16 protein-coding genes are annotated in these 14,065 nt (G+C 35.0%); 12 read left to right on the forward strand and 4 right to left on the reverse strand.

Annotated features, from left to right (window positions below):
- Positions 1–23: 23 nt before the first annotated feature.
- Positions 24–911, forward strand: coding sequence for a hypothetical protein (locus TD18_RS03510; RefSeq protein ID WP_152611307.1), 888 nt, complete (start codon positions 24–26; stop codon positions 909–911).
- Here the strand turns inward: TD18_RS03510 and TD18_RS03515 are convergent.
- On the reverse strand, positions 908–2,188 hold the full coding sequence (locus TD18_RS03515; protein ID WP_040248482.1) for a replication-associated recombination protein A: 1,281 nt from the start codon (positions 2,186–2,188) through the stop codon (positions 908–910). The genes TD18_RS03510 and TD18_RS03515 overlap by 4 nt on opposite strands.
- An 87-nt stretch (positions 2,189–2,275) precedes the next feature.
- On the opposite strand from TD18_RS03515, the gene TD18_RS03520 reads away from it, so the two are divergent.
- A complete protein-coding gene (locus TD18_RS03520; protein WP_040248484.1) occupies positions 2,276–3,022 on the forward strand; it encodes a rhomboid family intramembrane serine protease in 747 nt (248 codons plus the stop codon).
- 19 nt (positions 3,023–3,041) lie between these two features.
- On the opposite strand, the gene rlmB is transcribed toward TD18_RS03520, so the two are convergent.
- From rlmB to TD18_RS03535, 3 genes are all read right to left on the reverse strand, one after another.
- Entirely contained in the window at positions 3,042–3,779 is a 738-nt protein-coding gene (gene rlmB / locus TD18_RS03525; RefSeq protein ID WP_040248488.1) for a 23S rRNA (guanosine(2251)-2'-O)-methyltransferase RlmB, read from the reverse strand.
- 59 nt (positions 3,780–3,838) lie between these two features.
- A complete protein-coding gene (locus tag TD18_RS03530) occupies positions 3,839–5,482 on the reverse strand; it encodes an aryl-sulfate sulfotransferase (protein ID WP_084205833.1) in 1,644 nt (547 codons plus the stop codon).
- A gap of 168 nt (positions 5,483–5,650) precedes the next feature.
- Positions 5,651–7,339, reverse strand: coding sequence for a POTRA domain-containing protein (locus TD18_RS03535; protein WP_162835787.1), 1,689 nt, complete (start codon positions 7,337–7,339; stop codon positions 5,651–5,653).
- Positions 7,340–7,511: 172 nt separating this feature from the next.
- Here TD18_RS03535 and rpsL point away from each other — a divergent pair, with 172 nt between their 5' ends.
- The 10 genes from rpsL to rplV all read left to right on the forward strand — a co-directional run bounded on the left by rpsL (position 7,512) and on the right by rplV (position 14,063).
- The gene (gene rpsL / locus TD18_RS03540; RefSeq protein ID WP_008269190.1) at positions 7,512–7,886 is read left to right on the forward strand and encodes a 30S ribosomal protein S12; all 375 of its coding nucleotides are present in this window, start codon (positions 7,512–7,514) and stop codon (positions 7,884–7,886) included.
- 23 nt (positions 7,887–7,909) lie between these two features.
- The gene (gene rpsG / locus TD18_RS03545) at positions 7,910–8,386 is read left to right on the forward strand and encodes a 30S ribosomal protein S7 (RefSeq protein ID WP_040248497.1); all 477 of its coding nucleotides are present in this window, start codon (positions 7,910–7,912) and stop codon (positions 8,384–8,386) included.
- A gap of 6 nt (positions 8,387–8,392) precedes the next feature.
- Complete coding sequence (gene fusA, locus TD18_RS03550) at positions 8,393–10,519, forward strand: elongation factor G (protein ID WP_040248498.1); 2,127 nt, start codon at positions 8,393–8,395, stop codon at positions 10,517–10,519.
- A 12-nt stretch (positions 10,520–10,531) separates the two neighbouring features.
- On the forward strand, positions 10,532–10,837 hold the full coding sequence (gene rpsJ / locus TD18_RS03555) for a 30S ribosomal protein S10 (protein ID WP_007650482.1): 306 nt from the start codon (positions 10,532–10,534) through the stop codon (positions 10,835–10,837).
- A 141-nt stretch (positions 10,838–10,978) separates the two neighbouring features.
- Positions 10,979–11,596: a 50S ribosomal protein L3 gene (gene rplC / locus TD18_RS03560; protein ID WP_040248510.1), complete on the forward strand. Its 618-nt coding sequence runs from the start codon at positions 10,979–10,981 to the stop codon at positions 11,594–11,596.
- Positions 11,596–12,225, forward strand: coding sequence for a 50S ribosomal protein L4 (rplD, locus tag TD18_RS03565; protein WP_040248518.1), 630 nt, complete (start codon positions 11,596–11,598; stop codon positions 12,223–12,225). Before rplC ends, rplD begins: the two co-directional genes overlap by 1 nt.
- A 6-nt stretch (positions 12,226–12,231) precedes the next feature.
- A complete protein-coding gene (gene rplW / locus TD18_RS03570) occupies positions 12,232–12,522 on the forward strand; it encodes a 50S ribosomal protein L23 (RefSeq protein WP_040248520.1) in 291 nt (96 codons plus the stop codon).
- A 10-nt stretch (positions 12,523–12,532) separates the two neighbouring features.
- Positions 12,533–13,360, forward strand: a complete 828-nt coding sequence (gene rplB, locus TD18_RS03575; protein ID WP_040248522.1) for a 50S ribosomal protein L2 — start codon at positions 12,533–12,535, stop codon at positions 13,358–13,360.
- Between the two features lie 10 nt (positions 13,361–13,370).
- Entirely contained in the window at positions 13,371–13,649 is a 279-nt protein-coding gene (gene rpsS, locus TD18_RS03580) for a 30S ribosomal protein S19 (protein WP_040248524.1), read from the forward strand.
- 6 nt (positions 13,650–13,655) lie between these two features.
- Positions 13,656–14,063, forward strand: coding sequence for a 50S ribosomal protein L22 (gene rplV, locus TD18_RS03585; RefSeq protein WP_040248527.1), 408 nt, complete (start codon positions 13,656–13,658; stop codon positions 14,061–14,063).
- Positions 14,064–14,065: the final 2 nt, after the last annotated feature.

A 14,065-nucleotide genomic window follows, 5' to 3' on the forward strand; every position in this document is an offset into this window, starting at 1 on the left:
AATTAAAAATAAAACTAATTTACATGAAACATATCGCCTTAATTTTTTCAATGGTAGTCCTTATTTCTTTCAATGGTTTTTCCCAAGATGAAGTCATAAATGTTGAAGCTATCGATAATTATAAATATATCATTGTACCATTGAAATATGAATTTTTGAGTGATACAGATCAATATCAAATAAATTCCCTGACTAAATTTTTGTTCAATAAATATGGTTACACAGCTTTTTTAGAAAATGATCCGTTCCCAGAAGATTTAAGAAGGAATAGATGTTTGGCTTTAAAAGCTGAAGTGGTAAAAGACAGAGGTGGTTTTTTAAGTACAAAACTTATTATAAACCTAATGGATTGTAACGGACAGCTAATTGTGGCCTCAAAAGTTGGAAAATCCAGAGAAAAAGAATTTAAAATATCATACAATTTAGCACTTAGGAATGCTTTTGAAACGTTTCAGTTTCACAATTATAACTATAAATCAGACCCTAAAATTGAAGCATTATCTTCTAACTTAAATAATGAGTCTTCCAATATCAGTAATGAAGAAACTAAAAAGGCAGAGGAAGAAATTGAACGCTTAAAACAAGAAGTGGCAGCTTTAAAACAAGAAAAAGTAGAAGAGAAATCAGCTATGGTTGCTGTTCCTGAGCCTATAGCAAAAGATGAAAAGTTAGCGCATACTAAAGTTTTGTCAGAAGCTAGTCATGTGTTATTTGCTCAACCAATATCCAACGGATTTCAAGTGGTTGATACAACACCAAAAGTCGTTATGATTCTTCTAGAAACCCCTAAAACAAATACCTTTATCGTAAAAGATCAAAATGCAATCGTTTATAAGGAGGATGGATTTTGGTATTTGTCTAAAAATGACGGTAAATCAACATCCCTTGAAACCTTAAACATCAAATTTTAATAACCGTACTTATCTTTCCAGCGAAGCTTTAAAAATTCGCGTTGTGCATTTTCACGTGCATTATTTCCAGGATTATAAAGTTTTGTGTTTTGAATCTCTTCTGGTAAGAATTCCTGATTTGCAAAATTGTTATCGTAACTGTGTGCATATTTATAAGCGTCGCCATAGCCTAATTCTTTCATTAATTTGGTTGGCGCATTTCTTATAGACAATGGAACAGATAAATCGCCTGTCTCTTTTACAAGTTGTTGAGCCTTACCAATAGCTTCATAAGCTGCGTTGCTTTTTGGCGAAGTTGCTAAATACGTTGCGCACTGACTCAAAATTATTCGAGATTCTGGAAATCCTATAACAGTTACTGCCTGAAATGTGTTGTTTGCAATTACCAATGCTGTAGGATTTGCATTGCCAATATCTTCACTTGCTAAGATAATTAAACGTCTTGCAATAAATTTAACATCTTCTCCACCTTCAATCATTCGTGCTAACCAGTACACAGCAGCATTAGGATCACTACCTCGAATCGATTTTATAAATGCCGAAATAATGTCATAGTGTTGTTCTCCAGTTTTATCATATCGAACTGTATTGTTTTGAACTTTTTCTGAAACAACGTCATTTGTTATTACAATCGTGTCATCACTGTTATATGAGGTAACAATAAGTTCAAATACATTTAAAAGCTTCCTGGCATCACCTCCTGAAAGTCTGATAAGAGCTTCCGTTTCTTTTAATTTAATGGTGCGTTTTGAAAGTATTTCATCGTCCTTAATAGCACGTTTTAAAAGCGCTTCCAAATCGGTTTTGTCAAAGGCATTCAAGACATAGACCTGACATCTGGAAAGAAGTGCAGGAATCACTTCAAAACTCGGGTTTTCAGTTGTGGCACCAATAAGAGTTACCCATCCTTTTTCAACAGCTTGTAACAAGGAATCTTGCTGAGATTTACTAAACCTATGTATCTCATCAATGAATAAAATGGGGTTTTTTGTTGTAAATAAACCACCACTTTGCTTGGCTTTATCAATAACATCTCTAATGTCTTTAACACCAGAGTTTATAGCACTCAAGGTGTAAAAAGGTCGTTTAGATTCGTTGGCTATAATATTAGCAAGTGTCGTTTTTCCTGTGCCTGGAGGACCCCAAAAAATCATAGAGGCAATAACACCATGTTGCAATTGCTGAGTTAAAACACCAGTTTTGCCCACTAAATGTGACTGACTTAAGTAATCGTCAAGCGTTTGTGGGCGTAATCGTTCTGCTAATGGTTCATTCATACCGTAAAATTACAAAAATGAACGTGACAATATTTCATAGTTTTAATAAATGGAGAGCAATTTGCTAATTATATTTTAAATTTGAAGATGAGTCACAACCAACAGCATTTTAGATATTCTACAGGAGTCGTTGCCTACCCTGTGTTTTTTGTGCTGTCAATCTGGATAGTATTTTGGTTGCAGGTTCGTTTTTTTCCTGCTATTAAAACTTTTGGCGTGTATCCTCAAAAGTTGGAAGGCTTGAGTGGCATCTTTTTTAGTCCGTTTATTCATGCCGATATTCAGCACTTATATCACAATAGTATTCCGCTATTTATTTTGTCTGTTGCTTTATTTTATTTCTATCGGAAAATATCCTGGAAAGTTATTCTCTACGGAATTATTTTATCAGGATTAATCACCTGGATTATCGGACGACCTTCAAATCATATTGGTGCCAGCGGATTGGTTTATGTGCTGGTGAGTTTTATTTTCTTTAAAGGTGTCTTCGCTAAACATTATCGTTTAGTAGCGTTATCTCTGATGATTATTTTTCTCTATGGAAGCATGATTTGGTATGTGTTTCCCGTTAAGGAAGGCATGTCTTGGGAAGGGCATTTAGGCGGATTAATTTCTGGATTGCTATTTGCTTTAATTTTTAGAAAATCGGTAGCAAAGCCAGAACGCTATGTTTGGCAACAACCAGATTATAACGAAGATGATGATCCGTTTTTGAAACACTTTGATGAAAATGGAAACTTTATCGAAAACCTCGAACCAGAAATAGAAGAAGAGATGTCTTCTGAAGAAAACCAATTAAATATTACCTATACGTTTAAAAAAAGAGAAGACTAATACCTGTGCCTGATGTTGTTTACTTCATTCTTTGTCTAACAGCTTCATAAAGGAAAGCGCCACAAGCTACCGAAACATTTAAAGATTCAATCTCTCCAAGAATAGGAAGCTTGGCCTGATCATCGGCAACTTTTAAAACTGACGGATTAATACCTTTTCCTTCAGAACCCATTACAATGGCACAAGGTTCCTTAAAAGAAACATCATAAATGGTATGTTCGGCTTTTTCAGTAGCTGCAATAACTTTAATTCCTGAGGCTTGCATATAAAATACAGCGTCTTTAATATGATCTACTTTACAAATTGGGATTTTGAAAATTGCACCAGCACTCGTTTTAATAGTATCACCATTGACTGGAGCACCACCTTTTTTCTGAATGATAATTCCTGAAACTCCTGTGCATTCCGCAGTTCTTATAATGGCACCAAAATTTCGTACATCACTTAATTGGTCGAGTAGAAGAAATAGTGGTGTTTTATCAGATTCTAATACAGTTTCAACAAGGTTTTCAAGTGTATAAAATGAAATTGGAGCAATTTGAGCAATAGCACCTTGGTGATTTTGTTTGGAAAGCCTGTTTAGTTTTTCAACTGGAACATAAGAGACATTGAGACGTTCTTTTCTCAGTAAGTCTTCCAATTCAGTAAATAAATCACCTCTCAATCCTTTTTGAAGAAATACCTTATCGATATTTTCTCCAGATTTTACGGCTTCTATAATAGCACGAATACCAAAAATTGTTGTCTCTTTTTCCATGCGCCAAAGGTATAAAAAAACCACCTCATAAAAGGTGGTCTTAGTTGATGTATTAAAAATTAATGTTTAATAATTTTTTTCGTAATCGATCTGGTATTTGAAGAAATCCGTAAAAAATATATACCTGAATCAAAATTCGAAACATTGATCTTATGTGTATCATTAACTTGAAGAATTAAGGCTCCAAGACTATTATAAACTTCAATCCTATTGATACTACGAGATGAATTTATGTTTATAATGTCTGAAGCAGGATTTGGGTAAATCGCTACATCTTGAATTGAAAATTCTTCAGTACTTAGAACATCACAAGGCGCATTGTTTTCTGAATTGAGTTCTATTGGATTTCCTGGAGTTAAATCTCTTCCTGTAAAAGCAGGGTGATCAAGACTGTATTTTGTAGCTCTAAATACGGTGTTTGGAACAGCTTCAGGATCATCACCTTGAGCCATAATTCCAGATGTTCCTGTAGGATTAATGTATTCCCAGACAATGTTGTCGTTAGTGTCGATTTCGAAAAAATAACCAGAATCGCCATCGCAAATCAAAATATTTCCGTTAGGCAACATTTGCGCACTGGATAATATTCTAGAAAAGAAATTAGTTGGGTCGTCTGGATTCGTATAGGTGTAATCGGTAGTTGCTGGTCCATAAGCCGTGTTAGAAGTGTAATCATAAACACCAGGAGCTGTTGTTGGAGGGGTCAAAATAAATATTTCAGAAAAGCTTGGCGTTCTTGTAAATCCATTATTATATAAAATCAACTGACCAGCATTTGGTAAGCCATCTGGAATCCAATGAGGATAGTGCTGACCGAAAAGTTTTTGATCACTTTGAGTACCTTGTTTATAGGCTTGAGGATTTCCCCATCTGTATAAAAGGTCACCACCTTTCCCATAAGTGCCACCAAGATTGCTGGAAGCTTCAGAAGTCGTTGTCGAGTGATCAATAATATAAATTTCACTTAAGTGTCTTGAACTCATTACAATTTGGTCAAGATTCTCATTATATTGAATAGAATTCATGTGAAGCCAGTTGGCACTTCCACTTAAACCTCCTAAAAAGTTGATGTCAAGTAATTGTGGATTGTCCTCAACAACACCAAAATTGTCTTTTGTAGCATCAAAATCTTGAATTAAATGGTCTTTAATATTCCATTCCCAAACAATATTAGCCTGATTCGTACCAACAGGTTCAATCTCTAAAATTTGTTCATTGTAAAGTACACCATCAGTTATTAAGTTAGGATTGCGTCCTGCTTGGATAGCTTCTGCACTAGACATAACGTTTAATACAAGAACAAGAATGTTTCCGTTGGGCATTGGAAAAATATCATGATGTTGCAATTCAGTATCACTCGAAATAGTGTAAGTCCAAGTTATATTGCCATCCCAATCGTATTTTTCAATAATGCCTCCTGCACCACCAATAGACAGAGTCGTATTTCCTACTCTTCCAGCCCTTAATAAAGAGCCATCTTCCAATAAATAAACGGCATGTCCTGATGGGTAAGCGCTAGTCCATTGATTAACAGCTTCTCCACAACTATTGATTAGATAAGTTTCAGTTTGCGACGTAAACAAAGTTAAGGCATTGTAGGTGTCATTTTGATTATAAGATATGACTCCAACTGTGTTTTGAGCAACTAATCCTAAATACGAAGTAATAAATACGAGTAAAAATGTAATTTTTTTTAGATTCATCAGTAAGTTATTGTTGAATATATTAATTGTTTTTAAGACTGAAAGTCAGGAGGTTATTAGCAAAACAATAATTAATTCAAAAATTATTTTTCTTTTTCAATGCCATAAAGGTATAAAAAAAGACCATTTTTTTTGGTCAATTTCAAGGATAAGAAATATCATCTACTATTAAAATGTAGCTGTAAGGCTTAAGTGAACTTTAGAATCTGATAATCTGAAGCGTTGATTTTCGGTTTTTCCACTGGTGTAATTAAAACGGAAGAGTCCAGCTTTACTGAGAAAACCAAATCCGAAGCCAAAACCAAACAATTTGCCTTTCTGATCGCTTATCTTGTTTTCAAAGTAAGCTGCATCAATAACAGAATGAACATAAATATCACGATTTAAGCGATAGCGATACTCCGTATTAATAACTCCAAATAAGTTTGCAAATAAGCTGTTTTCTTCAAAACCTCGAATAGAGTTAATGCCTCCAAATCTTGGAAGTTCATTTTCTAGAAATGTTTCAGAATCTATAATTTGACCACTTCCTCTTACAAAAATACTATTCCGATCATTTAGATTAAATATTTTAAAAGTATGTAAAGCGAACTTGGTTTGATTTTCATCTATGGTATCAAATGTTCGGCTACCAAATCCAGCAGTAATGTCAAATAAAAAGTTGATAGGAAATAAGAAGTCATAGCTCTGACGCTTCGTATAAACATAATTACTAAAGTAATAACTCGAATTAAAATCGTTAATGGAAGATATTTCAGTATCTAATAGGTTGGAAGATCTTACGCCACTAATGCCAACACCAATAAGGTGATTAGAGTTAATTTGATAATTGAGTTTTGCAGATTGCCTTGCAGTAACAAACGTAGAATCTTTTCTAAAAATATTAAGGTTGAGTTCTACACCCAAAGGCGAGCCAAACATATAAGGCATATCAACATTGCCATCGAAGGTTTGTTGATCATTTTCATCACTTTTATAAAGTAATTTTAGAGTTTCACCATAATTAAGATTATTCGTTAAGCTTAAATTTAGATAACCATCAAATTCAATTTTGTTGGTATCTTCATTGGTTCCAAAACCTAAAAACCCATCAAATGCATTGCTCTTGGTTTTTTCTATATACATGTATAGTATGGTTGAATCTTTTGTAAATAAGACTTCAGGTTCTTTAATTTGATTGGCAAAACGTAAGTCATTAAGCTCAGATGTTTTTTCTTTGATACGAGCTAAATTAAATCGTTGTCCGATTTTTATCTTCATATAGCGCTTTACAAAAGCTTCTGGAAATTTGTCATAGCCTTTAATAATGATTTTATCAATAAAACGCTCTGAAGGTTGCGATAATTCTAAACGTGCTGAAAGATGGGTTTCACTTTCGCGTTTGATATCTATAAGTTGAAGTGTCGAAAAAGGATTGCCTTGATTGGCGATTTCTGCATTTATAAATTTAAGGGTTTGTTCTAATTTTGAAATAGGAAGTGTAAATGAGGTGTCACCAGATGTTAAATCGCTCAATTTCAATATATCTTCATCAATCAAGCCATGATGTTGTATCGTAATTGACTTAAATTGAGTTTTCAAATTAAATTTAGCATGAAATAGGGAGTCATGCTGTTTTTTAAGTTCTATTAATTTACTATTAATATAGCCAATAGATAATAAACGTTTCGTTAATGAGTCTGTTTCTGTTTGAAGAGATTTGTAATCTTTGAATTTTTTTTCATAACCCAAAGAATCAATTACTTTGGTTTCAGTAGAATCATTTCCAGTAATCTTCAATTCTAAATTTTGCGAATGAACTTCTACAAAACATAGTGTGATGACTAAAACTATATATAGACGAAATTGAAAAGACATGTACTGGATTATTTTTCAAAACTAACGCAAATTTGCAAGTTAAAATATGGAAGAGATAAAATAAATTTGAAAACTTTTGAAAATTAATGGCTTTGCGTTTGAAAAATTGATATTTATTTCTACCTTTGCAGCCCTCAAAGTAGAGGGTTAAATAATAATTATATAGAAATATATGCCAACAATTTCACAATTAGTACGAAAAGGAAGAGCCAAAATAACCAAGAAGAGTAAATCGGCTGCTTTAGATTCGTGTCCACAAAGACGTGGTGTGTGTACTCGTGTTTACACAACGACGCCTAAGAAACCTAACTCAGCAATGCGTAAGGTAGCAAGGGTTCGTTTAACAAACGGAAACGAGGTTAATGCATACATCGGTGGAGAAGGACACAATTTACAAGAGCACTCGATAGTATTGGTTAGAGGTGGAAGGGTAAAAGATTTGCCAGGAGTTAGATATCACATCGTTCGTGGTGCCTTAGACACAGCAGGTGTTGCAGGTAGAACACAACGTAGATCTAAGTATGGTGCAAAACGCCCTAAGAAGTAATTTAAAAACTTTAAGAAGAAGACATGAGAAAAAGAGCAGCAAAAAAGAGACCGCTTTTACCAGATCCACGTTTTAACGATCAGTTAGTAACTCGTTTCGTTAACATGATGATGTGGGATGGAAAAAAGTCTGTCGCTTTCAAAGTATTCTATGATGCCATTGATATTGTAGAAGCAAAGAAAACTGACGAAGAAAAAACAGCTTTAGAAACTTGGAAAGACGCTTTATCAAACGTAATGCCTCACGTAGAAGTACGTAGTCGTCGTGTTGGTGGTGCTACATTCCAGATTCCAATGCAAATTCGTCCAGATCGTAAAGTATCAACAGCAATGAAGTGGTTGATATCTTACTCAAGAAAAAGAAATGAAAAATCAATGCCACAAAAATTAGCTGCTGAAATTTTAGCTGCAGCTAAAGAAGAAGGAGCAGCTGTAAAGAAAAGAGTTGATACTCACAAAATGGCTGAAGCAAACAAGGCATTCTCTCACTTTAGATTTTAATTACACATGGCAAGAGATTTAAAATACACAAGAAATATTGGTATTGCTGCACATATTGATGCAGGAAAAACTACTACAACAGAGCGTATTCTTTATTATACAGGAGTTTCTCATAAAATTGGTGAAGTACATGATGGTGCTGCAACAATGGACTGGATGGAGCAAGAGCAGGAAAGAGGTATCACAATTACTTCTGCTGCGACAACTTGTACATGGAAGTTTCCATTAGAAAATGCTGAGCCTACTCCAGAAACTAAAGATTATCATTTCAATATTATTGATACTCCTGGTCACGTTGATTTTACGGTTGAAGTAAACCGTTCATTACGTGTATTAGATGGTTTGGTGTTCTTGTTTAGTGCAGTTGATGGTGTTGAGCCTCAATCTGAAACTAACTGGAGGCTAGCTGATAACTATAAAGTTCCTAGAATTGGTTTCGTTAATAAAATGGACCGTCAAGGATCTAATTTCCTTGCTGTTTGTCAGCAAGTTAAAGATATGTTGAAATCTAATGCAGTGCCAATCGTATTAAATATTGGTGATGAAGCAGATTTTAAAGGTATCATTGATTTAGTAAAAAACAGAGCTATCGTATGGCATGATGAAACTCAAGGGGCGACTTTTGATGTTATCGACATCCCAGAAGATATGAAAGCGGAAGCTCGTAAGTATCGTGCAATGTTAATTGAAGAGGTTGCAACTTACGATGAAAATCTTTTAGAAAAATTCATGGAAGATGAAGATTCGATTACAGAAGAAGAAGTGCATGCTGCACTTAGAGCTGCTGTAATGGATATGGCTATCATTCCTATGATTTGTGGTTCTGCATTTAAAAATAAAGGTGTTCAGTTCTTATTAGATGCTGTATGTCGTTACTTACCTTCTCCAACAGATAAAGAGGGTATCAGAGGTATTAATCCAGATACTGAGAAAGAAGAATTGCGTAAGCCAAGTGTTGATGAACCTTTTGCAGCATTAGCATTTAAGATTGCTACTGATCCTTTCGTAGGACGTTTAGCTTTCTTTAGAGCATATTCTGGTCGTTTAGATGCTGGTTCTTATATTTTGAACAATCGTTCAGGAAAGAAAGAACGTATCTCTCGTATTTATCAAATGCACTCTAATAAGCAAAATGCTATCGATTTTATCGAAGCAGGAGATATTGGAGCAGCTGTAGGATTTAAAGATATTAAGACTGGTGATACCATGTCTGATGAAAAACATCCAATTGTTTTAGAATCTATGGACTTCCCAGATCCAGTAATTGGTATTGCGGTTGAACCTAAAACTAAAGCAGATGTTGATAAGTTAGGTATGGCTTTGTCTAAATTAGCTGAAGAAGATCCAACATTTACAGCAAGAACTGATGAAGCTTCAGGACAGACTATTATTTCTGGAATGGGTGAGCTTCACTTAGATATTATTGTTGATCGTTTGAAGCGTGAGTTTAAGGTTGAGGTTAATCAAGGTCAACCACAAGTAGAATACAAAGAAGCTATAACACAACGTGCAGAACACAGAGAAGTTTACAAGAAACAATCTGGTGGACGTGGTAAATTTGCTGATATCGTATTTACATTGGAGCCAGCAGAAGAAGGAAAAGTTGGTTTAGAATTCGTTTCTGAAATTAAAGGTGGTAACGTTCCTAAAGAATTTATCCCTTCAATTGAGAAAGGATTCAAAATGGCAATGGTGAATGGACCATTAGCAGGATACGAAGTTGATGCTATGAAAGTAACATTAACAGACGGTTCTTACCACGATGTGGATTCTGATCAATTATCATTCGAATTAGCAGCGAAACTTGGATTTAAAAATTCAGCAAAAGCAGCTAAAGCGGTAATCATGGAGCCAATCATGAAACTTGAAGTTATTACTCCTGAAGAAAACATGGGTGATATTGTAGGTGACTTAAACCGTCGCCGTGGTCAAGTTAGTGATATGGGTGACAGAGCTGGAGCAAAAACTGTTAAAGCTACTGTGCCATTATCTGAAATGTTCGGTTATGTTACAACATTAAGAACATTATCTTCAGGTCGTGCGACATCAACAATGGAATTTTCACATTATGCTGAAACTCCTTCTAACATTTCAGAAGAAGTTATTAAAGCAGCTAAAGGCGTAGAAGCTTAAAACTAAAAGAAAATGAGTCAGAAAATTAGAATAAAATTAAAGTCTTACGATCACAATTTAGTTGATAAGTCTGCTGATAAGATTGTAAAAACAGTAAAAAGTACAGGTGCTGTTGTAACTGGTCCAATTCCATTACCAACACACAAAAAGATTTTCACTGTATTACGTTCACCACACGTAAATAAGAAGTCTAGAGAACAATTTCAATTAAGCTCTTACAAGCGTTTATTAGATATTTACTCTTCATCTTCTAAAACAATTGATGCATTAATGAAACTTGAATTGCCAAGTGGAGTTGAGGTTGAGATTAAAGTGTAAGTGAATCTTATCGCTTAAAAGATAAAAGCGAAACATGTCCGGAGCTGCGTGCGAAGGAAAAACGGTTAAAATACAATTCAAGGTCGAATGTATTTTCGGCCTTGAATTTTAATAAATAGTAATAATTAATAATTAATAAATATGTCTGGGTTAATAGGAAAAAAGATCGGTATGACCAGCATTTTCGATGAAAATGGAAAAAACATTCCATGTACAGTAATCGAAGCTGGACCATGTATCGTTACCCAAGTCAGAACCGAAGAGGTCGACGGGTACAGTGCCCTTCAACTTGGTTTCGATGACAAGACAGAGAAAAGTGCTACAAAAGCTGAAATTGGTCACGCCAAAAAAGCTGGTACTTCTGTTAAGAGAAAAGTCGCGGAATTTCAAGGATTTGAAGGAGATTACAAATTAGGAGATGCCATAACAGTAGAGCACTTTATTGAAGGTGAGTTTGTTGATATTGCAGGAACTTCTAAAGGAAAAGGTTTCCAAGGTGTTGTAAAACGTCATGGATTTGGTGGAGTTGGTCAAGCAACGCATGGTCAACACAACCGTTTAAGAGCTCCAGGTTCTATTGGTGCTGCTTCATATCCTGCGAGAGTATTCAAAGGAATGAAAATGGCAGGACGAATGGGAGGCGAAAGAGTGAATGTTGAAAATTTAAGAGTCTATAAAGTAGTCCCTGAAAAGAACTTACTTGTAGTAAAAGGATGTGTTCCAGGACACAAAAACTCTTATGTAATTATTCAGAAATAATGAAAGTAGCAGTTTTAGATATAAACGGAAAAGACACAGGTAGAAAAGCAGAGCTTTCTAAAGATGTGTTCGCTATAGAGCCTAATAACCACGCAGTTTACTTAGATGTTAAGCAGTATTTAGCTAACCAACGTCAAGGTACACATAAGTCTAAGGAAAGAGCTGAAATTTCAGGAAGTACACGTAAGATTAAAAAACAGAAAGGTACTGGTACTGCAAGAGCAGGTAGTATTAAATCTGGTGTGTTTAGAGGTGGTGGACGTATGTTCGGACCAAGACCAAGAAATTATAGCATTAAATTAAACAAAAACCTTAAGCGTCTGGCTCGTAAATCGGCTTTGACAATGAAGGCGAATGCTGAAGATATCGTTGTTTTAGAAGACTTCAATTTTGATACTCCTAAAACGAAAAACTTCACAGCAGTATTGAAAGCGCTTGATATTCAAGACAAAAAATCACTGTTTGTGTTGGGTGCTTCAAATAATAATGTATATTTGTCATCACGAAATTTTAAAGGGTCTGATGTTGTAACAAACTCAGAATTAAACACTTATAAGATTTTGAATGCTAATAAATTAATTCTTTTAGAGAGTTCTTTAGAAGGAATTGAATCGAATTTAAGTAAATAGAAAGTCATGAGTATCTTAATTAAACCGATAATCACCGAAAAAGCAACCATGCAAAGTGAGTTGTTAAATGCGTATGCATTTGAAGTGAACACTAAGGCGAACAAGGTAGAAATCAAAAAGGCTGTGGAAGCAACCTATGGCGTTTCTGTTGAAAAAGTTCGTACTATAAATGTCCGTCCAGATAGAAGAACCCGTTTTACAAAAACAGGTATTCAACATGGTAAAACAAATGCTGTTAAAAAAGCAATTGTACAACTGGCGGAAGGTGAAGTAATTGATTTATACACTAACATGTAATTAGACAAGAATGTCAGTAAGAAAATTAAAACCAATCACATCAGCTCAGCGTTTTAGAGTAGTAAATGGATTCGATGCCATCACTACTGATAAGCCGGAGAAGAGTTTACTCGCTCCGAACAAAAGATCTGGTGGTAGAAACAATCGAGGAAAAATGACCATGCGCCAAATTGGTGGAGGTCATAAAAGAAAGTATCGTATTATCGATTTCAAACGTAGCAAAACCGGTATTCCTGGTGAAGTTATGTCTATCGAGTACGATCCAAACAGAACAGCTTTTATCGCGTTATTGAATTATCAAGATGGTGAAAAGAGTTACATCATTGCTCAAAATGGTTTACAGGTAGGGCAAAATGTAGTGTCTGGTAGAGAAGGAATTGCTCCAGAAATTGGAAACGCAATGCCTTTGAGTCAAATACCTTTAGGTACAATTATTTCTTGTATAGAGTTACGTCCAGGACAAGGAGCTGTAATGGCTAGAAGTGCTGGAGCATTTGCTCAGCTTATGGCGAGAGATGGTAAGTTTGCAACTGTAAAATTACCTTCAGGAGAAACAAGATTAGTGCTTACAGAATGTATGGCAACTATTGGAGTTATTTCTAACTCTGATCATCAGTTAACTGTTTCTGGTAAAGCAGGACGTACAAGATGGTTAGGTAGAAGACCAAGAGTAAGACCAGTGGTAATGAATCCAGTCGATCACCCAATGGGTGGTGGTGAAGGTAAATCTTCAGGAGGACACCCAAGATCTAGAAATGGTATTCCAGCTAAAGGTTACAGAACACGTTCTAAGACTAAAGCGAGTAATAAGTATATTGTAGAACGTAGAAAGAAATAATTGAGATAATATGGCACGTTCATTAAAAAAAGGACCTTACATCCATTATAAATTGAGTAAAAAAGTTGAAGAGAATGTAGCTTCAAACAAAAAGACAGTCATCAAAACGTGGTCTAGAGCCTCTATGATTTCTCCAGATTTTGTTGGACAAACAATCGCTGTTCATAATGGTCGTCAATTTGTACCAGTTTACGTAACTGAAAACATGGTAGGTCATAAGTTAGGAGAATTTTCACCAACACGATCTTTTAGAGGTCACGCAGGTGCAAAAAATAAAGGAAAAAAATAGTAAGCTATGGGAAGTCGTAAAAAACAAATGGCAGACGCTATTAAGGAAGACAGAAAGAAAGTTGCTTTTGCAAAGTTGAATAACTGTCCTACCTCGCCAAGAAAAATGCGTTTAGTTGCAGACTTGGTAAGAGGAAAAGAAGCTGAAAAAGCACTACAAATCTTAAGATTCAGTTCTAAAGAAGCATCACGTCGTTTAGAAAAATTAGTATTGTCAGCTATTGCTAACTGGCAAGCTAAAAACGAAGATGCAAGTATTGAAGATGCAGATTTATTTGTACAAGAGATTAGAGTTGACGGAGGATCTATGTTAAAAAGATTACGTCCAGCACCTCAAGGTCGTGCTCACAGAATTAGAAAAAGATCTAATCACGTTACAGTTGTGATTGGAGCAAAAAATAACATACAAGCTTAAAT

Origin of the sequence: Psychroserpens mesophilus (genome assembly GCF_000826645.1) — a bacterium.
Classification (GTDB): Bacteria; Bacteroidota; Bacteroidia; order Flavobacteriales; family Flavobacteriaceae; genus Psychroserpens; species Psychroserpens mesophilus.

What these genes read in the sequence shown, in the direction of transcription:
- rplC (WP_040248510.1), top strand. Translation starts at nt 10,979, where the DNA reads ATGTCTGGGTTAATAGGAAAAAAGATCGGTATGACCAGCATTTTCGAT.
- TD18_RS03515 (WP_040248482.1), bottom strand. Translation starts at nt 2,188, where the DNA reads ATGAATGAACCATTAGCAGAACGATTACGCCCACAAACGCTTGACGAT.
- rplB (WP_040248522.1), top strand. Translation starts at nt 12,533, where the DNA reads ATGTCAGTAAGAAAATTAAAACCAATCACATCAGCTCAGCGTTTTAGA.
- TD18_RS03535 (WP_162835787.1), bottom strand. Translation starts at nt 7,339, where the DNA reads ATGTCTTTTCAATTTCGTCTATATATAGTTTTAGTCATCACACTATGT.
- rpsS (WP_040248524.1), top strand. Translation starts at nt 13,371, where the DNA reads ATGGCACGTTCATTAAAAAAAGGACCTTACATCCATTATAAATTGAGT.
- rpsL (WP_008269190.1), top strand. Translation starts at nt 7,512, where the DNA reads ATGCCAACAATTTCACAATTAGTACGAAAAGGAAGAGCCAAAATAACC.
- TD18_RS03520 (WP_040248484.1), top strand. Translation starts at nt 2,276, where the DNA reads ATGAGTCACAACCAACAGCATTTTAGATATTCTACAGGAGTCGTTGCC.
- TD18_RS03530 (WP_084205833.1), bottom strand. Translation starts at nt 5,482, where the DNA reads ATGAATCTAAAAAAAATTACATTTTTACTCGTATTTATTACTTCGTAT.
- rplW (WP_040248520.1), top strand. Translation starts at nt 12,232, where the DNA reads ATGAGTATCTTAATTAAACCGATAATCACCGAAAAAGCAACCATGCAA.
- fusA (WP_040248498.1), top strand. Translation starts at nt 8,393, where the DNA reads ATGGCAAGAGATTTAAAATACACAAGAAATATTGGTATTGCTGCACAT.
- rplD (WP_040248518.1), top strand. Translation starts at nt 11,596, where the DNA reads ATGAAAGTAGCAGTTTTAGATATAAACGGAAAAGACACAGGTAGAAAA.
- rpsJ (WP_007650482.1), top strand. Translation starts at nt 10,532, where the DNA reads ATGAGTCAGAAAATTAGAATAAAATTAAAGTCTTACGATCACAATTTA.
- rpsG (WP_040248497.1), top strand. Translation starts at nt 7,910, where the DNA reads ATGAGAAAAAGAGCAGCAAAAAAGAGACCGCTTTTACCAGATCCACGT.
- rlmB (WP_040248488.1), bottom strand. Translation starts at nt 3,779, where the DNA reads ATGGAAAAAGAGACAACAATTTTTGGTATTCGTGCTATTATAGAAGCC.
- rplV (WP_040248527.1), top strand. Translation starts at nt 13,656, where the DNA reads ATGGGAAGTCGTAAAAAACAAATGGCAGACGCTATTAAGGAAGACAGA.
- TD18_RS03510 (WP_152611307.1), top strand. Translation starts at nt 24, where the DNA reads ATGAAACATATCGCCTTAATTTTTTCAATGGTAGTCCTTATTTCTTTC.